The organism is Janthinobacterium sp. SUN128 (assembly GCF_030587275.1).
GTDB classification, from domain to species: Bacteria; Pseudomonadota; Gammaproteobacteria; order Burkholderiales; family Burkholderiaceae_D; genus Janthinobacterium; species Janthinobacterium lividum.
In genome coordinates this window covers 24,378-45,368 of record NZ_JAPWHY010000009.1, presented here as the reverse complement: position 1 = coordinate 45,368, position 20,991 = coordinate 24,378, and the positions used below count along the sequence as shown (strand labels likewise).

Here is a 20,991-nt window from a genome sequence, read left to right as displayed (position 1 = left end):
GGTGGCCGGTCGCGATGGAACAGCCGGGGCGTAAGCATACGCGATTGCCCAGTGCGTTTGGACAAATTATTGGGGAGGAATGTTGCTATTTGTCCGCTGGCGCGACCACGGCTTTCATCGCCTGCCAGTGCTGGCTGTTCAAGGGGACGCAGGCGGGGCAGGGCGTGGCGGCGATCAGGCTGCGGATCTGCTGCGCGCGCGCCGCCGTCTGCGGGTGAGAGGAAATCCATCCCGGCACGCTGGCCTTGTCCTTGTCGTCGAGCTTCTGGAAAAAGCGCAGCATGCCGTCGGGACGGATCTGTGCGCGCTGCAAGGCAAGCAAACCCAGGCGGTCCGCCTCTTCTTCCATGTCGCGGCTGAAATACAGGGTGCCGGCCTGGTGCGCCAGCATGGCGGCCACGGCGCTGATGTCGCCGATGGTCACGCCCACCAGGGCGCCCCAGCCCAGGCTGCTGATCATTTGCCGCAGCGAATGGCGTTGCTCCACATGCTGCACTTCATGCGCCAGCACGCCGGCCAGTTCGCCCGGGTCGGCTGCCTGGCGCAGCAAGCCCGTATGTACGACGATGATGCCGCCCGGCATGGCAAACGCGTTGACCGTGTCGTCCTGCTTGACCAGCCAGCGGTACTGGTAGCGCGAACCGGCCGTCAGCTTGCGGCCGATCTCCTGCACCGTCTGCTGCGCCACGCCGCTTTCGCTGATGCCGCCCTGCGCGCGCACTTGTGCCAGGGCCAGTTCGCCCAGCTGCTTTTCCGTCGACAAGGGGATCCATCCCGCCAGCGCGCCGACGGCATGGCCGCCCTGCCACCACAGCAGGGCGGCGGCGACGATGGTCGCGCCCGTCAAGCCGGCCAGCCAGCCCGATACTTGCCGCCGGTTGCGCTGGCGCTCGCCCCACAGGCGCTGCAGTTGCGGCTGCAGCGCGGCCGGCGCTTCGCGCAAGACGGTGGCGATGTCGTCCGCTGTCAGCGGCTTGAGCGAGGCTTGCCGGCCTTGTCCGTCGAGCCAGTTCAGGAACAGTTCCGGTCCGTCGACACCGCCCACGCTGACGACCAGCTGCGTCACATCGACAGTGGAGCCGGGTGCATCGATGGCCAGCTGGCTGCCGAAGAAGTGCGCGCTGACGGCCGTGCCGGCGGAGCCGCCATCGGGGCCGGCCAGCAGTGCCTGGAATGGCGTCATGCCACCGCCTCGGCAAAGCGGCTTTCGTACAGGGCTGCCATCAGGTCGGACTGGCTGATGATGCCGGCCAGGCGCTCTTCATCGTCGAGGATGGGAATGTGATGGTAGCCGGCATCGGCCATCAGGGGCACGAGGTCGATGATGGGCGTGCCCAGGCGGGCCGTGTGCGGCGACGGCGTCATCAGCTGGCCCACCACTTCCGGTTTGTCGCTGTGGGACAAGCCGCTGCGCTGCAGCAGGCCGCGCAGGCGCTGGCGCATGCCCTGATAATCGTCGAGGCCGCCGTGGCGCAGGAAATCCGTCTGCGTGATGATGCCGATGACGCGGCGCGCCCGGTTCAGCACGGGCAGGGCGCCCACCTGATGCTCGCGCATGGTGCGCCAGGCAACATCGAGCGGCGTGCCGAATTCCACGCTGAGCACGTCTTTCGACATGATGTCGGCGCAGGTGACGACGCCGAAGCGGCGCTGGTAGGCGCGCATTTCCGTTTGCAGGAAGATGGCCTGCAAGTCGTCGCGGCTGATGTCGAGCACTTCGCTGTGCTGGCGCAGCACGGCATCGAGGTCGTCCGGCGAAAAGCCCAGGCGGTTGCTGGGCACCTCATCCTTGGTGTCGTGCGGATGCGGCGCCACCAGTTGCTGGATGTGCGGGTAGCGGCGCCCCGTCAGGTTGTTGTACAGCACGGCGCAAGCGACCAGCACGGCGGAATTGAACAGCACGGTGATGAAGACGAATTCAAAGCCGGCCGCATGCACGCTGGCGCCGCCAACCACCGTGGTCAGGGCCACGGCGCCGCCCGGCGGATGCAAACAGCGCAGGGCAAACATGGCGCCGATGGCCAGGCAGGCGGCCAGCGCCGCCACGCCCACGCTGGGGCCCAGCCATTTCACGCAGGCCATGCCGACCAGGCCGGAGACGACATTGCCACCCACCACGGACCACGGTTGCGCCAGCGGGCTGGCCGGCAGGCAGAACAGCAGGACGGCCGAGGCGCCCATGGGTGCGATCAGGTAGACGCTGGCGCTGTCGGGGGCCAGCAGGAAATGGCAGATCAGGCCCGTCAGCAGCAAGCCGCAGATGGCGCCCGCGCAGGCGCGTAATTGTTCGCGGCGGCTGCCGTTGTTCGGTTGCGGCAGCCAGCGTGCCAGGAAAGAAGTCGTCATGGGGGAGGGCGCGTTCGGGCCGCGTTGCTCAGTGTGAGCCCCATATTATCCCATGCGTTCCATTTCGCTGCCTGCGGGCACTAATCCTCGGCGCAGACGGCCTGCAAGCCATGCTGTGCCAGCAAGTTCTTGGCGGCCTCGACGCTGGACGGCTCCGGCTGGCTGCTGGCGCAGGCATAGATATCATTGAGGACCGTCTCAGCATCCTTGTGCGTGACGGCGGCCATCAGCTCGGCCAGGTTGCGGTCGGAAAAGTGGTCATACAGCAGGGCCAGCACGGCGAAATACGCCGTGTCTGGCATGCCGCCGGGATAGGCGCTGCGCAGCATGCGCGCGGCGCCGGACAAAATCGGGGGCAGGGTATCTGGCGTGCTCAAGCGGCTTCTCCTTGGCGGTGCTTATACGTTTTCCGCATAAGCACAGTGCAATTAAATGGTGGATATTTCCTACAAGCAGGCATATTCTAGACAATCACGCCCGCTGGCAGTTGTTCAGCTGGCTTCACGATTTCTCTCAGGAGCCCCGCATGCGCGTTTCCCGTTTCGTTTCCCTTTTCCTTGCCAGCCTGCTGCTTGCCGGCACCGCCGTTGCCGCCGCCCCCACACCGGGCAACCCTGTCGCCACGCCGCATTTGCCGTACAACGCGGCGGCCGACGCCAAGGCCGACGTGGCGCGCGCGCTGGCCGAGGCCAAGACGGCGCACGTACCGGTTTTGCTGATCTTTGGCGCGAACTGGTGCGAGGATTGCCGCGCGCTCGACAGGGCCTTGAAGGAAGGCAAGAACGCCGAGCTGATGCAACAGCAGTTCAAGGTCGTCAAGGTCGACGTGGGTAACTTCGACCATAACCTCGATGTGGCGCAAGCCTATGGCAATCCGCTCAAGAAAGGCATCCCCGCTGCCGTGCTCGTATCGAGCGACAACAACCAGGTGCTGTACGCCACCAAGGGCGGCGAACTGGCAAATGCCCGTCGCATGAGCGAAAGCGGCATTTATGATTTCTTCAAGCAAGCGGCGAGCGTGAAGTCACCTGCCCTGTAATTTCCTTAAAACTCTTCCCACGCATCGCTGGCCGGCACTGTCGGGCGGGACGGCGTGGGCAGCATGGGCTTGTGCGCCGGCTGCTGCGGTGCCACATGCCCGCTTTCCTCCAGCTTGAAGACGCTGACCACCTGCGCCAGCCGCCCAGCCTGATCCTGCAGGGATTGGGCTGCTGCCGCCGCTTCTTCCACCAGGGCCGCGTTTTGCTGGGTGGCGTCATCCATCTGCGTGACCGTGGCATTGACTTGCGCGATGCCCTGGCTTTGCTCCTGGCTGGCCGAGGCGATTTCGCCCATCAGGTCGGCGACTCTCTGGACGGAGACGACGATGTCCTGCATGGTGGCGCCGGCCGAGTCGACCAGCTTGCTGCCCGCCTCCACCTTGCTGCCCGAGTCGACGATCAAGTCCTTGATTTCCTTGGCCGCCTGGCTTGACCTCTGCGCCAGGTTGCGCACCTCGGTCGCCACCACGGCAAAGCCGCGGCCCTGTTCGCCCGCGCGGGCCGCCTCGACCGCCGCATTCAGCGCCAGGATATTGGTTTGAAAGGCAATGCCGTCGATCACGCCGATAATGTCGGCGATCTTGCGCGAACTTTCCGTAATCGCGCCCATCGTCTGCACGACTTGCCCGACCACTTCGCCGCCCTTGACGGCGTGGCTTGAAGCCGACACCACCAGCTGATTGGCCTGGCGCGCATTGTCCGCGTTCTGTTTCACCGTCGACGTCAGCTCTTCCATGGCTGCCGCTGTTTCTTCCAGGCTCGACGCCTGGGCTTCCGTGCGCGCCGACAGGTCCAGGTTGCCCGAGGCGATTTGGCTCGATGCGCTGGCAATGGCCCCGGTACTGTCGCGAACTTCGCGTATCGTCACGTTCAGCGATGCGACGAAGCGGTTGAAGGCGGCGGCCAGCGCACCGACCTCGTCTTCCGATTCGACGGGCATGCGGCGGCTCAGGTCGCCATTCCCGCTGGCGATCTCGCTGAGCATGTCGGCCGCCCGCGCGACGGGGGCGGCGATGGCGCGGCTGATGACATAAATGATGAGCAGGGCGATGCCGCCACCGACCAGGCCGGCGATCAGGGCGGCGATCAGGGCCGATCGCGTCACATTGCCCAGCACTTCCGCTTCCGGTACTTCAGCCATCACATACAGATTCAATTCCGGCACGAAGGAGGCGGCGACGAACTGGCGTCCCGCGGGCGCGTCATAGATGGCGTACGCGTATTTTTTGCCCGTCAACAGGCTCTGGCTCAGGGTATCGCTAAAGCCCGGTAAATCCTTGAGCAGATGCTTGCCGTCGGCCAAGGCCGTGTCGCGGTGCACCAGCAGCACGCCGTTGGCGCGCGCCAGGTAGACATGGCCCGTCTGGCCGATCTTGTAGCTACGGATGGTGTCGGCCAGCGCATTGATGGACAGGCCCAGTCCGGCCGCGATCTGCTTGCCGCCCGCCGTCTGGCCACGCGCATTCAGGTACAACATCAGGTCGCTGGAGTTTTCCGCCTTGTCGATATCGAGCGTATAGGCCTTGTCGCCGGCCAGCAAGCCATAAAACCACTGGTCGGCCACCTGGTTCTTGTCCAGGGTGCGCAGCAAGCCGTCCGTGGTGAAGTATTTGCCCGTACTGGCGGAAGCCCAGTTGATTGAAGCCGCCTTGTTCTTTTCCTTGACCACGCTGGCGTAGCGCTGGAAGGTGGCGATGCCGCTGTCGGGCAAGCCAGCGTCTTCCCAGTCTTGCAGGTAGACATCGTTGGCCATGGTCTGCACCACGGACAGGGGCTGGCTGATCTGGCGCAACACGTCGTTGCGGATCTCGCCCACTTGCGCCGGCAATTCCTGGCTGACGACGCGCTCGCGCACGTAGTCGCTGCTCATGCGCACGCTGAGGAAGGACGAGATCGCCATGAAGAGCAGCAGGCACAAGCCCATGCTGAACAGGAGTTTTTTCTGGATGGAGAGGCGGCGGAGCAGAGACATGGAAGACCTTGGATGGTGGCCTGCACAAGGTGCAGAAAAGCGGGCAGACAAGCGGACAGTATACCGGCCGCGCTGCGCGTCCCGCCGCACCATTGCTGCTTTTCGTTCATTTATGTTGCATTGCAGCAACGTGATTTTCCACGTCCGCCTGGCGTGGATGGAAAACGCTTCAGGCAGGCAAGCCGTGGGCGATCAATTCCAGCGGCAATTCCGTGCTGCATTTGATCTGTTCCATGGAAAAGGCGGAGGACACGCCCGTCAGCTGCACGGCCTTGATGAGCTTTTTGTAGAAGGTATCGTAGCCCTTGATGTCGGTGGTGACGACTTTCAGCAGGTAGTCGATATCGCCGCTCATGCGGTGGAATTCCTGTACTTCCGGCAAGACGATGACGGCGGCGGCAAAGCGGCGCAGCCATTTCTCATCGTGCTGGCCCGTGCGCACGCTGACGAAGACGGTCACGGGCAACCCCACTTTTTGCCGGTTGACGATGGCCACGCGGCTCTCGATATAACCTTCTTCCTCCAGGCGCTTGACCCGTTTCCAGCATGGCGTGCTGGACAGTCCGATCTTTTCGCTGAGGGCGGCGATCGACAGGGTGCCGTCCTGCTGCAGGGCTGCGAGGATGGCGCAGTCGAATTTGTCGAGCGAGGTGTTTGGTGAATTCATTTTATTATTCCGGTTTTTATGGCATGAACATGCTGCATAGTACCGTAGTTGCAGTGTCTTTTGGCATATCTTCACGGGCGCAGGCCGGTAGACTATCCATATGTTTCAGCCGCTTGCTCTGCCCCTTTTTAGCTGTGCCCTTTTATAGAATACTCAGACTGCCATCATGAAAGAAATCTACCTCGACAGCAATGCCACCACCTGCGTGCTGCCCGCCGCCGTTGCCGCCGCCCGGCAAGCGATGGAGCAGGGCTATGGCAATCCCAGCAGCACCCATGCCACGGGATTGCAGGCCAAGGCCATGATGGATGGCGTGCGCCAGCGCGCCGCCCGCTTGCTGGGCGTGGGCGACGGCCGGTTGATGTTCAATAGCGGCGCCACCGAAGGTATCCAGACGGCCGTGCTGTCGGCCCTGTGCGCGCTGCGCGAACGGCGCGATGCGGGCAAGCGCATCGGCAGCCTGCTGCTGTATGGCGCGACCGAGCACAAGGCCGTGCCGGAAAGCCTGGCGCACTGGAACCGCTTATTGGGCCTGAACCTGGAAGTGCGCAAGCTGCCTGTCGATGCGCAAGGGCGCCACGATCTGCAGGCCCTGGGCGCGCTGATCGGCGATGCGGCCATGCTGTGCACGATGGCGGCGAATAATGAAACGGGCGTCGTCAGCGATTTGTCCGCCATCGCCCAGTTGCTGCAGGAACGGGGCGCCGACGCCTACTGGATGGTCGATTGCGTGCAGGCGCTGGGCAAGCTGAAACTGAACCTGGCCGCCACGCGCATCGACTACGCGCCGTTTTCCGGCCACAAGTTGTATGCGCCCAAGGGCATCGGCATGCTGTACGTGCGCGCCGGCGCGCCGTTTACGCCCCTGATGATGGGCGGCGGCCAGGAAGGTGGCCTGCGCTCGGGCACGGAAAACATGGCCGGCATCGCCGCGCTGGGCGCCGTGCTGGCCGCGCTCGACGATGGCAAGACCTTCCGCAGCCACGCCGACCTGGCCGCTTTCCGCGAGCAGCTGGTGGCCAGCCTGGAACGGGCTTTTCCCGGCATCGTTTTCAATATGCCGTTCGACTTGTCCTTGTCGACGACGCTCAATTTTTCCGTGCCGGGCCTGTCCTCAAAAGAGCTGCTGGACCTGTTCGACGCGGCGCGCGTGCGCGTCAGTTCGGGCAGCGCCTGCTCCGCCGCCAAGGCGCTCCCCAGCTATGTCCTCGAAGCGATGCATGTGCCGCAATGGCGCGCCAGCTCGGCCATCCGTCTGTCGTTCGGCCCCCTGATCGACGCGGCGACGATTGCCGCTGCCTGCGCGCGCATCGAGCGCTGTGGCGAGGCCCTGCGCAGCAGCTGTCTGCTGCCGTCGGCGCTGGCGCCATCGCCGCAGGACGGCGCGCAGGACGGCATAATCCAGCTGAGCGTGGATGGCCAGTGCACCTGGCTGATCAGCGACGCTGCCAGCGCCAGTTGTGTCGTCATCGATCCGGTCGCCGCGCTCGTGCCGCGCCTGGCCGCCTTCATCCGCTGCCAGCAGCTGGCCTTGCGCGCCATCGTGCACACGGCGCCGCCAGCCGACCATGGCGTGGCGCGCCTGGCATTGCTGCAGGAACTCGCCATCGAGCAGGTGGGCCGCATCGATATCGACGGTGAGCTGGCACTGGGCCAGCAGCGCCTGCGCCGCGTCGAGTGTGGTGAAAACCATGTGTACCTGCTCGATCAGCGCTTCGCCTTCATCGGCAACCTGGCGCCCGAGGCGCTGGCGCCCCTGCTGGATGCGGCGCTGCTGACGCAAGACACCGTGCTGTGCGCGTCAGGCGACGACGGCAGCATTTGCGGCACCGTGCGCAGCGTGCACGAAGGTATCGTGCCTGCCGCCGAACTGCAGCTCGATGCGGCCGCCTTGCCGGCCTTCCTGCGCCAGCATCCCGACGCCATCCTTGTCGACGTGCGCGAAGCATATGAACACGCGGCTTGCGCCGGCACGGTATTCGAGGGCTGCGCCGTGCGCAGTGTGCCGCTGAGCCGCCTGGCGGGCCAGGTAGCCGCGTGGCTGCAGCAGCCGCAGCGCCCGCTGGTCTTTTTCTGCCGCAGCGGCAACCGCAGCGCGCGCGCCGCCGCCTGCCTGCGCCGCCTCGGTCACGGCGCGGCATGGCAACTCAACGGCGGCATGGCGATGGCGGAGGCGACACGCCACCCGCTGGCCATCGCTGCCTGAGCGGCTTGAACTTTCTTCCGTGAAATATTGCGCCGTGCCATCATTGGCACGGTGCTGCTACTCATTTCCCTCTGTTCATTTCCTCCAGGAATTTTTCTCCCGTTTTACTCGCTGATTTCTTTGCCGGTACGCCCCTAAAGCGCCGGGTATGTACGCTAGCGCACGGTCTTGCGCACAGGGCGCCCCTACGATGAAGTTCAGAAAATCTCCCTATACCCTGAGATTCGTCGCAACGCTCCGGCGCTTCGCTTTCCGTCTTCGCCAGTGTCCGATCGTGTTCTTCAGACTGGGCCAGCGTGACGGCGGCCGCTGGCTGCCTGCGCGCACCTAGCGAGGCCAAGTTGAAAGAGTACACAGCAGTTGTCACGCAGCAGATCAAGGACCAGGTTTCCAAAGTCAGGGAAATCTTCCGCGACCATTCCCTCGCACCGGACACCTTCGACGCCGCGCGCGACGACGCCTTGCCCCTGCGTTCCGAATTATTCAGCGCCATCCAGATGGCCGCCCACGGCAAGCACGTGGCCGCCGGCCATGCGGTAGGTCGGCATCATGGCCGCGACCGCCTGCTGGCGCGCCTGGCCGACAATGCGGCCCTGATCACGGCTACCGTGAACGAGCTGACGGCCACGGTGAAAAGCGGGCGCCAGGTCACGCCCGCCTCGGAATGGCTGCTTGATAATTTTTACCTGATCGAAGAGCAGATCCGCACCACGCGGCGGCATTTGCCGAAGAACTACAGCAAGGAGCTGCCACGGCTGACCTCTGGGGCGGATGCTGGCTGTCCGCGCGTGTACAAGATCGCGCTGGAAATCATCTCGCATGGCGATGGCCGCGTCGACCTGGAAAACCTGTGCCACTTCGTCGAGGCGTACCAGGACGTGGCCACCTTGACCCTGGGCGAGCTGTGGGCCGTGCCCATCATGCTGCGCCTGGCCCTGATCGAAAACCTGCGCCGCGTCGCCGTACGCGTGGCCGATGACCGCATGCAGCGCGACCTGGCCAATACCTGGGCCGACCAGATGACGGAGATCGCCGAGCGCAATCCCAGCGGCTTGATACTGCTGGTGGCAGACATGGCACGTTCGAATCCGCCGATGACCAGCGCCTTCGTGGCCGAATTGTCGCGCCGCCTGCAGGGACAGAGTTCCTCGCTGACCCTGGCGCTATCGTGGCTGACGCACAAGCTGGCCGAGTCGGGCCTCACCATCGAGCAGCAGATCCAGTCCGAGATCGGGCAGCAGGCGGCCGACCAGGTGTCGATCGCCAACAGCATCGGCAGCCTGCGTTTTCTCGGCACCATGGATTGGCAGGAATTCGTCGAAACCATGAGCGTGGTCGAGCAGACCCTGCGCCTGGACCCGGCCGGCACGTATGGCTTGATGGATTTTGCCACGCGCGACAGCTACCGCCATGCCATCGAACGCATCGCCAAGCGCAGCGCGCGCAGCGAAGTGGAGGTGGCCGAGATGGTGGTGCAACTGGCGCACACGCACGGCAACGGCAATGACGCGCGCCGCGGCCACATCGGCTTTTACCTGGTGGGGCGCGGCGTGCTGGTGCTGGAAAAGCAGGCCGGCGCCAGGCTGCCTTTCATCGAGGCGCTGCAGCATACGGCGCGCGCCGCGCCGCTGGCCGTCTACCTGGGCGCGATCTCGTTCCTGACCCTGGCGACGAGCGCCTTGCTGCTCGAGCGCGCCGTGCGCCATGGCGTGCAGGGCTGGCCCCTGGCGGCGCTGGGCGCGCTGGCGCTGCTGGGCAGCAGCCAGCTGGCCGTGGCCGTGGTGAACTGGCTGGCGACCCTGATGACGTCGCCGCATCCGCTGCCGCGCATGGATTACCAGGCCGGCATTCCATCGGATGCGCGCGGCATCGTCGTCGTGCCGACCCTGATCTACAGCCAGGAAAACGTGGCGGCCCTGTGCGAGGCGCTGGAAGTGCGTTATCTCGCCAACCGCGACCCGAACCTGCGCTTTTGCCTGCTGACCGACTTCGTCGACGCGGAAGTGCAAACGATGCCGGGCGACGAAGCCCTGCTGCGCCAGGCGCAGGAGACCATCCGTGGCTTGAACGAGAAATACCGCGTGGAGGGCGTGGCGGCCAAGGAAAACGGCGACCCGGCCGACCCGGAACAGCTGGGCCAGGTGGGGCCGTTCCTGCTGCTGCATCGTCCGCGCCTGTGGAATTCGCAGCAGAATGCGTGGATGGGGCAGGAGCGCAAGCGCGGTAAATTGTCCGACCTGCACGCATTTTTGCGGGGCGGCGCGCGCGACAAATTCTCGCTGGTGGAAGGCGAGTTGCGCGGCCTGCGCACCATCAAATACGTGATCACGCTCGACACGGATACGCAGCTGCCGCGCGACGCGGCGCGCGAATTCATCGCCACCATGATGCACCCGCTGAACCGTCCCGTGCTGGACGCGGCCGGCACGCGCGTGGTGGCCGGCTACGGCATCTTGCAGCCGCGCGTGGCCGTGGCGCTGCCCAGCGCCAACGCCTCGCGCTACGAGCTGCTGTGCGGCGGCGAGCCGGGCATCGACCCCTACACGCGCACCGTGTCCGACCTGTACCAGGACGTGTTCTATGAAGGCTCCTTCATCGGCAAGGGCATCTATGACCTCGACATGTTCGAGCGCGTGCTGGGCCAGCGCCTGCCCGACAATAAAATCCTCAGCCACGATTTGCTGGAAGGCTGCTACCTGCGCGCCGGCTTGCTGAGCGACTCGCAACTGTACGAGGAATACCCGGCCCGCTATGACGCCGACGTGAGCCGCCGCCAGCGCTGGATCCGCGGCGACTGGCAACTGGTCGGCTGGCTGCTGGGCCGGGTGCCGGGCCGCGCCGGCAAGCGCGAACGCAATCCTTTGTCGATGCTGTCGCGCTGGAAGCTGTTCGACAACCTGCGCCGCAGCGTCGTGGCGCCGGCCACCACCTTGTCGCTGCTGCTGGCGTGGGGCTTCCTGCCGCAGGTGGCATTCTGGAGCGCGGCCGTGCTGGCCATCATCTTCCTGCCGCCCGTGTTTTCAGCCCTGTACGATTTGCTGCGCAAACCGCGCGACACCCTGTGGCGCCAGCACCTGGCCGCCTTCGAGCGGCGCTGCGGCGTGCAGTTTTCGCACGCCATGCTGACCCTCGTCTTCCTGCCGTATGAAGCGTGGATCAGCCTGGACGCCATCGTGCGCACCCTGTGGCGCCTGGGCGTGTCGCACAAGCACTTGCTCGACTGGCGCGCTTCGAACCTGCATGTATCGTCGGGTTCGCAGGCCGACAGCTGGCGCGCCATGTGGTGCTCGCCCGCGCTGGCGCTGGCCGCCTTCGGCGCCTTGCTCTACTGGCGCCCCGAGGCCTTGCCCGCCGCCGCCGTGGTGCTGCTGCTGTGGCTGGCCGCACCCGCCATCGCCTGGTGGATCAGCCGCCCCATCGAGCGTGCCGTGGCGCGCCTGTCGGCCGAGCAGGGACGCTTCCTGCATGGCGTGGCGCGCAAGACCTGGGCCTATTTCGATACCTTCGTCGGACCGGACGACCACTGGCTGCCGCCCGATAACATGCAGGAGCATCCGAACCTGGTGGTGGCGCACCGCACCTCGCCGACGAATATCGGCCTGGCCCTGCTGGCCAATTTGACGGCCTACGATTTCGGCTACCTCACCCTGGGCCAGTTGATCGAGCGCAGCCGCGCCACCCTGCACAGCATGGGTGAGCTGGAACGTTTCCAGGGCCACTTCTATAACTGGTACGACACGCAGACCCTGAAGGCGCTGCAGCCGATGTACATCTCGACGGTCGACAGCGGTAACCTGGCCGGCCACCTGCTGACCTTGCAGCCGGGACTGGTGGAACTGTATGACGCCCCGATCATCGGCGCGCAGGTGGTGCAGGGCATCCGCACGACGGCACAAGTGCTGCAGGAATTCATCGCCGCCGAAGGCGAGAGCAAGGCCATGCGCGAGAGCATGAGCCTGCTGCAGGCGCAGGCCGCGCCCGCCAGCCTGGCCGAATGGCATGCCTATCTCGCCGCCGCGAATGGCGCCGCCGAGGCGCTGCTGTCGCTGACCTTGCAAAGCGAGGATGGCGAGCTGTCCATGTGGAGCGGTGCGCTGGCGCGCCAGTGCCGCGCGGCGATGGCCGAGTTGCTGCAGCTGGCGCCATGGGCGGCGCAGGCGGGCGTCGATCCGGCGTGGCTGCGCGTGCCGACCCTGCGCGAACTGGCCAATCTGGAAACACCGGAAGGCACGCCTTCGGAGTTGGCCGCCTTGCTGGCGCAGGGCCGCGAACAGGCGGGCCGCCACATGCGCGATATCGCCCACGCGGCGGGCCAGGCGCGCGACTTCGCGCAGATCGAGTACGCGTTCCTGTACAACCCATCGACCAAACTGCTGGCCATCGGCTACAACGTCAGCGAGCGGCGCCTGGACCCCAGCTACTACGATTTGTTGGCTTCCGAAGTGCGCCTGGCCAGCTTCATCGCCATCGCCCAGGGCCAGCTGCCGCAGGAGCACTGGTTCGCCCTGGGCCGCCAGCTGTGCATGGTGGCCGGCCAGCCCGTGCTGCTGTCGTGGAGCGGCTCGATGTTCGAGTACCTGATGCCGCTGCTGGTGATGCCGAACTACCCGAATACCCTGCTTGACCAGACCTACCACTCCGTCATCGAGGCGCAGATCGACTATGGCCGCCAGCGCGACGTGCCATGGGGGATTTCCGAATCCGGCTACAACACGGTCGACGCCAGTTTGAACTATCAATACCGCGCCTTTGGCGTGCCGGGATTGGGTTTGAAACGGGGCCTGGCTGACGATCTGGTGGTGGCGCCATATGCCAGCATGATGGGCCTGATGGTCCAGCCGGAAGCGTCTTGCCAGAACCTGCAGCGCATGCAGGCGGCCGGCTACATGGGCCGTTACGGCTTCTTTGAAGCCATCGATTTCACGACGGCGCGCCTGCCGCGCGGGCAGGGCAGCGCCATCATCCGCTCCTTCATGGTGCACCACCAGGGCATGGGCTTCCTGGCCCTCAGCTACCTGCTGCACGACCGTCCGATGCAGCGCCGTTTCGAGTCCGATCCGCTGCTGCAATCGGCCTTGCTGGTGCTGCAGGAACGCACGCCGCAGGCCGGCGCGTTCTACTCGAACACGGCCGAACTGGCGGTGCTGCGCAGCGGCGCGCCCGAGCAAGCCATGCCGATGCGCATCCTCACGCAAGCCAACAGCGCCGTGCCGGAAACGCAGCTGCTGTCGAATGGCCGCTACCACGTCATGGTGAGCAATGCAGGCGGCAGCTACAGCCGCTGGAAAGACCTGTCCGTGACGCGGTGGCGCGAAGACAGCACGCGCGATAACTGGGGCAATTTCTGCTACCTGCGCGACCTCGACGACGGTGCCGTCTGGTCCACCATGTACCAGCCCACCTTGGCCGAACCGAAGAAATATGAAGTGATCTTTTCCGAAGGGCGGGCGGAGTTCCGCCGTGCCGACCATGGCCTCGACCTGTACACGGAAATCGTCGTCTCGCCCGAGGATGACATCGAAATCCGCCGCACGCGCATCAGCAATAATTCGAACCGCCAGCGGCGCATCGAGATCACCAGTTTTGCCGAAGTGGTGATGGCGCCGGCGGCGGCCGATGCGGCCCATCCCGCGTTCAGCAAGCTGTTCGTACAGACGGAAATCCTCGCGCATGAAAAAGCGATTTTATGTACGCGCCGGCCCCGCTCCAAGGAAGAGCAGATGCCGTGGCTGCTGCATGTGATGACCGTGCACGATATCGAGCGCTACGAAGTATCGTTCGAGACGGACCGCGCGCGCTTCATCGGCCGCGGCAATACGGTGCAACTGCCGCAGGCGCTGCAGGAAAGTGGCCCGCTCAGTGGCGGCCACGGCTCCGTGCTCGATCCCATCGTGGCCATCCGCTATGTCATCACGCTCGAACCCGACCAGGCCGTCACCGTCGACAGCGTCACCGGCATGGTGGAGCAGCGCGACGCGGCACTGCACCTGATCGACAAATACCAGGACCGCCACCTGGCCGACCGCGTGTTCGAACTGGCCTGGACGCACAGCCAGGTGGTGCTGCGCCAGTTGAATGCCAGCGAAGCGGACGCGCAGCTGTATGCGCGCCTGGCCAATGCCGTGATCTATCCGAATGCGGCCCTGCGCGCCGAGGCCAGCATCCTGATCAAGAACCAGCGTGGCCAGTCGGGCCTGTGGGCGTATGCCATTTCCGGCGACTTGCCCATCGTGCTGCTGCAGATACGCGACGCGGCCAATATCGAACTGGCGCGCCAGATGGTGCAGGCGCATGCCTACTGGCGCCTGAAAGGCCTGATCGTCGACCTGGTGATCTGGTATGAAGAGCAGTCGGGCTACCGCCAGCTGCTGCACGACCAGATCATGGGCTTGATCGCCTCGGGCATCGACGCGCAGGCGATCGACCGCCCGGGCGGCATCTTCGTGCGCCTGGCCGAGCAGATCGCCAACGAGGACCGCATCTTGCTGCAATCGGTGGCACGCGCCATCATCAGCGACCTGCGCGGCACTCTGGCCGAGCAGGTCAAGCGTCCGCCGAGCCCCGTGCTGCGCATGCCGCCGCTGCTGCAGGACCCGGCCCGCGAACATGGCGGCGTGCCGCACCGGGCGCAGGCGCGCGAGCTGATCCTGGAAAATGGCCTCGGCGGCTTCACGCCCGATGGCCGCGAATACGTGATTACCACGGGAGAGGGCAAGCAGACGCCGGCGCCGTGGTCGAACGTGCTGGCCAATGCGCAATTCGGCACGGTGGTGTCCGAAGCCGGCCAGGCGTATACGTGGAGCGAGAATGCGCATGAATTCCGCCTCACGCCATGGCAGAACGACCCCGTGTCCGACCTGTCCGGCGAAGCGTTTTATGTGCGCGATGAGCAAACGGGCCAGTTCTGGTCACCCTCGTCCCTGCCCGCGCGCGGCAGCGGCGACTACGTCACGCGCCACGGCTTCGGCTACAGCGTGTTTGAACACAGCGAAGGCGGCATCGCCACGGAACTGTGCACCTATGTGGCGCTCGATGCGGCCGTCAAATATTCGGTCATCAAGGTGCGCAACGACAGCGGCGTGCCGCGCCGCCTGTCCGTCACGGGCTATGTGGAATGGGTGATGGCCGACCTGCGCGCCAAGTCCGGCATGCATGTGGCCACGGAGGTCGACACGATCAGCGGCGCCCTGTTTGCGCGCAATAACTACAATACGGAGTTTTCGGGCCGGGTCGGCTTCTTCAATACGGATGCCAGCATCCGCTCCATCACTTGCGACCGCAATGAATTCATCGGCCGCAATGGCAGCCTGGCGCAGCCGGCCGCCTTGCGCCGCGTGCGCCTGTCCGGCAAGGCGGGCACGGGACTGGATCCGTGCGCGGCCATCCAGGTCCCGTTTGAATTGCAGCCGGGGCAGGAACGTGAAATCGTCTTCCTGCTCGGCGTGGGCGGGCGCCGCAATGCGGACGCCAGCACCATGGTGCAGCGCCATGCGGGCAAGGATGCGGCCCGCAGTGCGCTCGACGCGGTGCGCGCGCACTGGGAAACTACCCTGGGGGCCGTGCGCATCGAAACGCCCGATCCATCGCTGGACGTGATCGCCAATGGCTGGCTGATGTACCAGACCATCGCCTGCCGCCTGTGGGCGCGCAGCGGCTACTACCAGTCGGGCGGCGCCTACGGTTTCCGCGACCAGCTGCAAGATGCGATGGCGATGATCCACACGGCGCCGCAGCTGCTGCGCAATCATTTGCTGCTGTGTGCGGCGCACCAGTTTGTCGAAGGCGACGTGCAGCACTGGTGGCATCCGCCATCGGACCGCGGCGTGCGCACGCATTGCTCCGACGATTACCTGTGGCTGCCGCTGGCCGCCTGCCGCTATGTGATCGCCACGGGCGACGTCAACGTGCTGTCGGAAGTGGCGCCCTTCATCGAGGGCCGCGCCGTCAAGCCGGAAGAGGATTCGTATTACGACCTGCCCGTGCGTTCGGGCGAGTCGGCCGACCTGTACGAGCACTGCGTGCGCGCCATCCGCCATGGCTTGCGCCTGGGCGTGCACGGCTTGCCGTTGATCGGTTCCTGCGACTGGAACGACGGCATGGACAAGGTGGGCGAACATGGCAAGGGCGAGAGCGTGTGGCTGGCCTTCTTCCTGTACGAAGTGCTGCAGCGCTTTGCCGAGGTGGCCGTGCTGCGCGGCGATGCTGCGTTTGCCCAATTCTGCCGCGACGAAGCCGTGAAACTGGCGGCCAGCGTCGAGGAACATGCGTGGGATGGCGAGTGGTACCGGCGCGCGTATTTCGACGACGGCACGCCATTGGGTTCGCACACGAACGAGGAGTGCCAGATCGATTCGATTTCGCAAAGCTGGGGCGTGCTGTCGGGCGCGGCCAACAAGGAGCGGGTTGCCGGCGCCATGCGCCAGGTCGATGCGCGCCTGGTGCGCCGTGATTCCGGCGTGATCCAGCTGCTCGATCCGCCGTTCGACAAAGCCGACCTCAATCCTGGCTATATCCGCGGCTATGTGCCGGGCGTGCGCGAGAACGGTGGCCAGTACACGCATGCGGCCATCTGGACGGCGATGGCGTTTGCGCGCCTGGGTGACGGCGAAAAGGCGTGGGAACTGCTGCGCATGATCAATCCCGTGCGCCATGGCATGGACGCACAGGCGGTGGCGCGCTACAAGGTGGAACCGTATGTGGCGACGGCCGATGTGTATGCCGTCGCGCCGCACGTGGGACGCGGCGGCTGGAGCTGGTACACGGGATCGTCGGGCTGGCTGTACCGCCTGATCGTCGAATCCCTGCTGGGCTTGACGCGTGAAGCGAACGTGCTGCGCATGGCGCCCACCATGCCGGCCGAATGGGACAGCTTCAAGCTGCATTACCGCTTCGGTGCCAGCAGTTATGCCATCACGGTGGAGCAGGCGCAGGGGCGGCCTGCGGGATTGTCGCTCGATGGCGTCGCACAGGGCGGCAACAGCATTGCCTTGCGCGACGAGGGCCGCGAGTATGCGGTGCTACTGCTGCTCTAGTATTGTCCAGGTGTCGTGTTCGGGCCGGCGCCGGCCAGCCAGCAGGATCAAGCCGGCGCCGAACAGCAGCAGGTCGCGCGTGCGTACCTCGGGCGCGGACTGCGCTGCTGTCTGGCGGTGGTAGTTCAAGGGTATCGCCATGGCGGTGATAGGCTGGCTGGCGCAAGCGGCCAGGCACAGCGCCGCCACTTTTCTGTTTAACTGCATACATTCCTCAAGAAGGCGCGCTGCTCGCTCGGGATGGGCGCGCCGGTACTCATGTCGCCGACATTGTAATTATGAGCATGAATATTGTAAATGAGAAATTATATCAGGCTGCCTCAGAACCCTAGTGCCGCGCCCGCGCCCAGCAGGGTGGCCACGCCCAGCACGGCAAAGACCAGCGCCGCGATGCCGTGCACGAGGCGCAGCGGGACGCGATTGGCGATCCTGTCGCCCAGGTAGACGGCCGGCACGTTGGCCAGCATCATGCCGAAGGTGGTGCCCAGCACAACAGAGACAATGTCGTGATAGCGCGCCGCCAGCGCTACGGTCGCCACCTGCGTCTTGTCTCCCATTTCCGCCATGAAGAAGGCGATCAGAGTGGTCAGGAAGACGCCATACCTGGCCAGCTTCGTTTCGCCTTCATCGAGCTTGTCGGGGATCAGGGTCCAGGCGGCCATGGCGAGGAATGATACGCCCAGTACCCAGCGCAGCACATCGGGCCCCAGCATGCTGGTGATCCAGGTACCGACGGCGGCGGCAAACGCGTGATTGGCGATGGTGGCGACGAAGATCGCCAGCACGATGGGCAGGGGCTTGCGGAATTTGGCGGCCAGCAAAAAGGCCAGGAGTTGGGTTTTGTCGCCGATTTCAGCGAGACCGACGATGCCGGTGGAGATGAGGAATGCTTCCATGAGATTGCAAGAGTACGCGGGCCGGACGAATTAACCAATGATCCACGGGCGACTCCGGCCCATGCGGCCGCCCTGGATCAATGGTCTCGTCAAGTTCTGCAACCACCTGCACCATGGCCTGCGGGCCAATCATGTTGATACAGGTTCCCGCGGCAGGACCGCGGGACGACTACTCCCCAATGTTCGAGGCGCATCATACGCCAATGCCCGCGCCGGCGCCAGTGCCGGCGGGGGATGCTGCGGCCTGGTGTGTGGGACTTCGACAACAATGATCGATTTGCAAACAGACTCGACTTAGAATGCAGTCTGCCCACGACTCCCAGATGGAATGCGCCATGCCGGTCCTTGTCCGCTTGCTTGCCTTATGTTTGACCTTGTTTGCTCCCTTGCCCGGCCTGTGCGCCGCCGCGCCCTTCGACGACAAGTTCCGCCAGCTGGAAGAACTGCTGCCTACGCCGAATGCCTACCGCACGGCGTCCGGTGCGCCGGGTCACGCCTACTGGCAGCAGCGCGCTGATTACGTGATCCGCGCCACGCTCGATGAGGCACGGCGCGCCATCACGGCCAGCGAACAGATCACTTACCACAACCGCTCGCCCGACAGCCTTGCGTACTTGTGGCTGCAGCTGGACCAGAATGGCTTGCGCCAGGATGCCGACCAGCGCCGCGTATTGAGCGCGCCATCGCGCCAGGCCTGGTTGAGCGGCAGCGAGGACGAAGCGCTGAAATTCGAGGACTTGCGCGCCATCCATGCGGGCCGCGAATTCGACGGCGGCTTCAAGCTCACCGCCGTGAAAGCGGCCAACGGCAAGCCGCTGCCGCATGTGGTCAACCAGACCATGCTGCGCATCGATCTGCCGGTGGCGCTGGCGCCTGGCCAGAGCGTCACTTTCAGCATCGACTGGTCGTATCAGATCAATGACCAGAAGGTGCTGGTCGAGCGCTCCGGCTATGAGTACTTTGAAGACGACAAGAACGCGATTTTCCAGATCGCGCAATGGTTCCCGCGCATGGCTGCGTACTACGACGCCGTCGGCTGGCAGCACAAGCAGTTCCTCGGCTCCGGCGAATTCACCTTGGAGTTTGGCGATTACGAGTTGTACCTGACGGTGCCGGGCGACCATGTGGTGGCCGCCACGGGCGAGTTGCAAAACCCTGCTAGCGTGTTGAGCGCGGCGCAGCGCGAACGCCTGGCGCGGGCAAAGAACAGCAATACGCCGCTGCTGGTGATCACGCCCGCCGAGGCGCTGGCGGCGGAAAAGAGTAAAGCGGTGGGGATGAAAACCTGGCACTTCAAGGCGGCCAATGTGCGCGACGTGGCGTGGGCCTCGAGCCGCAAGTTCATCTGGGATGCGCAGGGACTGGACAGCGGCGGCAAGCGCGTGATGGCCATGTCCTACTATCCTAACGAGGGCAATCCGCTGTGGCAGCAGTACAGCACGCGCGCCGTCGTGCACGCGATCGAGCAGTACAACAAGTACAGCTTCGACTATCCGTATCCGAACGCGATCTCCGTCAATGGCGCCGTCGGCGGCATGGAGTACCCGATGATTGCGTTCAATGGCGGACGCCCCGTGAAGGACAAGAAGACGGGAGAGCTCACGTATTCGAAGACGGCCAAATATGACCTGATCGGCGTGATCATCCATGAAGTGGGCCACAATTATTTTCCCATGATCGTCAACTCGGACGAGCGCCAGTGGACGTGGATGGACGAGGGCCTCAATTCCTTCCTGCAGTACCTGGCCGAGCAGGCGTGGGAAGAGCATTTCCCCTCCTGGAATGGCGAGCCGCGCAAGATCGTCGACTATATGCGCAGCCAGAACCAGGTGCCCATCATGACCAATTCCGAGTCCTTGCTGCAGTTCACGGCGAATGCCTACGACAAGCCGGCCACGGCACTCAACATCCTGCGCGAGACTATCCTGGGGCGCGAACTGTTCGACTTCGCCTTCAAGCAGTACGCCTTGCGCTGGAAGTTCAAGCGCCCCACGCCCGCCGACTTTTTCCGCACCATGGAAGACGCTTCCGGCACGGACCTGGACTGGTTCTGGCGCGGCTGGTTCTATACCACGGACGCGGTCGACATCAGCATCGACGGCATCAGCGAATATGGCGTGAGCACGAAGAATCCGGAAGTCGAGAAAGCGTGGAAGAAGGCGCAGAAGGCCGCGCAGCCCATCTCGATCTCGGACCAGCGCAACAAGGCGCTGCCGAAGAAGGTCGACCTCGATCCCGCGCTGAAGGATTTCTATAACCGGCACGATGAATTCACGGTCACCAACAAGGACCGCAACAGCTATGCGGAAGAGCAGGAAGCGCTGGAGCCGTGGGAGAGACAGCTGCTGGAACAGCGCAACATGGGCAAGCATCTGTACCTGGTCGACTTTTCGAATCTCGGCGGCCTGGTGATGCCGCTGATACTGGAGATTGAACTGAAAAGCGGCAAGAAGATCATCGAGCGCGTGCCTGCCGAAGTGTGGCGCTATGCGCCGCACAAGATCAGCAAGGTGATCGTCACGGACGAGCCGATGGTGGGATTGGTGCAGGACCCGTACTGGGAGACGGCCGATATCGACACCAGCAACAATGCGTGGCCGAGAAAAATCACGCCATCGCGCCTCGAACTGTTCAAGCAGGACCGCGACAAGAACAACCTGATGAAGGATTTTAATGCGCCGCTGAAGGCACCCGAGGCCAAGCCGGAAGCCAAGGCCGAGACGAAATAGGGAAACGGCGCCGGCCAGTCCGGCGCTTTTTTCTGCCGGCCTGCGCCGGAAGTGCTATTCTGCGCGACGCCCCGGCGCACACGGACCGGGGCTTTCGCAAATC

Annotated in this window: 11 protein-coding genes and 1 riboswitch; of the genes, 4 read left to right on the top strand and 7 right to left on the bottom strand. The window is 64.7% G+C overall.

Annotated elements, in window-relative coordinates:
- Nucleotides 1–85 precede the first annotated feature (85 nt).
- The 3 genes from O3297_RS28545 to O3297_RS28535 form a co-directional block, all read right to left on the bottom strand.
- Entirely contained in the window at nucleotides 86–1,183 is a 1,098-nt protein-coding gene (locus O3297_RS28545; RefSeq protein ID WP_305051267.1) for a M48 family metallopeptidase, read from the bottom strand.
- Entirely contained in the window at nucleotides 1,180–2,346 is a 1,167-nt protein-coding gene (locus tag O3297_RS28540) for an HPP family protein (RefSeq protein WP_034783256.1), read from the bottom strand. The genes O3297_RS28545 and O3297_RS28540 overlap by 4 nt, the downstream gene beginning before the upstream one ends.
- An 80-nt stretch (nucleotides 2,347–2,426) precedes the next feature.
- On the bottom strand, nucleotides 2,427–2,723 hold the full coding sequence (locus tag O3297_RS28535) for a DUF3349 domain-containing protein (RefSeq protein ID WP_081345887.1): 297 nt from the start codon (nucleotides 2,721–2,723) through the stop codon (nucleotides 2,427–2,429).
- A 149-nt stretch (nucleotides 2,724–2,872) separates the two neighbouring features.
- Between O3297_RS28535 and O3297_RS28530 the strand changes: the two genes are divergently transcribed.
- Nucleotides 2,873–3,385 carry a co-chaperone YbbN gene (locus tag O3297_RS28530; protein ID WP_034783258.1) on the top strand — a complete coding sequence of 171 codons (513 nt, stop codon included), beginning with the start codon at nucleotides 2,873–2,875 and terminating at the stop codon, nucleotides 3,383–3,385.
- A gap of 5 nt (nucleotides 3,386–3,390) precedes the next feature.
- Here the strand turns inward: O3297_RS28530 and O3297_RS28525 are convergent, their stop codons facing one another.
- On the bottom strand, nucleotides 3,391–5,358 hold the full coding sequence (locus tag O3297_RS28525; protein ID WP_305051265.1) for a methyl-accepting chemotaxis protein: 1,968 nt from the start codon (nucleotides 5,356–5,358) through the stop codon (nucleotides 3,391–3,393).
- 169 nt (nucleotides 5,359–5,527) lie between these two features.
- Nucleotides 5,528–6,025, bottom strand: coding sequence for an Lrp/AsnC family transcriptional regulator (locus O3297_RS28520; RefSeq protein ID WP_034783259.1), 498 nt, complete (start codon nucleotides 6,023–6,025; stop codon nucleotides 5,528–5,530).
- Nucleotides 6,026–6,191: 166 nt separating this feature from the next.
- On the opposite strand from O3297_RS28520, the gene O3297_RS28515 reads away from it, so the two are divergent.
- Both O3297_RS28515 and O3297_RS28510 read left to right on the top strand, forming a co-directional pair.
- Nucleotides 6,192–8,231 (top strand): aminotransferase class V-fold PLP-dependent enzyme, encoded by a 2,040-nt coding sequence (locus tag O3297_RS28515; RefSeq protein ID WP_305051264.1) that lies wholly within the window; start codon nucleotides 6,192–6,194, stop codon nucleotides 8,229–8,231.
- 404 nt (nucleotides 8,232–8,635) lie between these two features.
- Nucleotides 8,636–17,263, top strand: coding sequence for a GH36-type glycosyl hydrolase domain-containing protein (locus O3297_RS28510; RefSeq protein WP_370385455.1), 8,628 nt, complete (start codon nucleotides 8,636–8,638; stop codon nucleotides 17,261–17,263).
- On the opposite strand, the gene O3297_RS28505 is transcribed toward O3297_RS28510, so the two are convergent.
- A complete protein-coding gene (locus O3297_RS28505) occupies nucleotides 17,249–17,470 on the bottom strand; it encodes a hypothetical protein (protein WP_305051263.1) in 222 nt (73 codons plus the stop codon). The two genes, O3297_RS28510 and O3297_RS28505, sit on opposite strands and share 15 nt — an antisense overlap.
- Nucleotides 17,471–17,583: 113 nt before the next feature.
- On the bottom strand, nucleotides 17,584–18,159 hold the full coding sequence (locus O3297_RS28500) for a TMEM165/GDT1 family protein (protein ID WP_070278880.1): 576 nt from the start codon (nucleotides 18,157–18,159) through the stop codon (nucleotides 17,584–17,586).
- 11 nt (nucleotides 18,160–18,170) lie between these two features.
- Nucleotides 18,171–18,349: riboswitch (yybP-ykoY riboswitch) on the bottom strand.
- A gap of 145 nt (nucleotides 18,350–18,494) precedes the next feature.
- Between O3297_RS28500 and O3297_RS28495 the strand changes: the two genes are divergently transcribed.
- Nucleotides 18,495–20,888, top strand: a complete 2,394-nt coding sequence (locus O3297_RS28495) for a M1 family aminopeptidase (RefSeq protein WP_305051261.1) — start codon at nucleotides 18,495–18,497, stop codon at nucleotides 20,886–20,888.
- The last annotated feature ends 103 nt before the right edge of the window (nucleotides 20,889–20,991 follow it).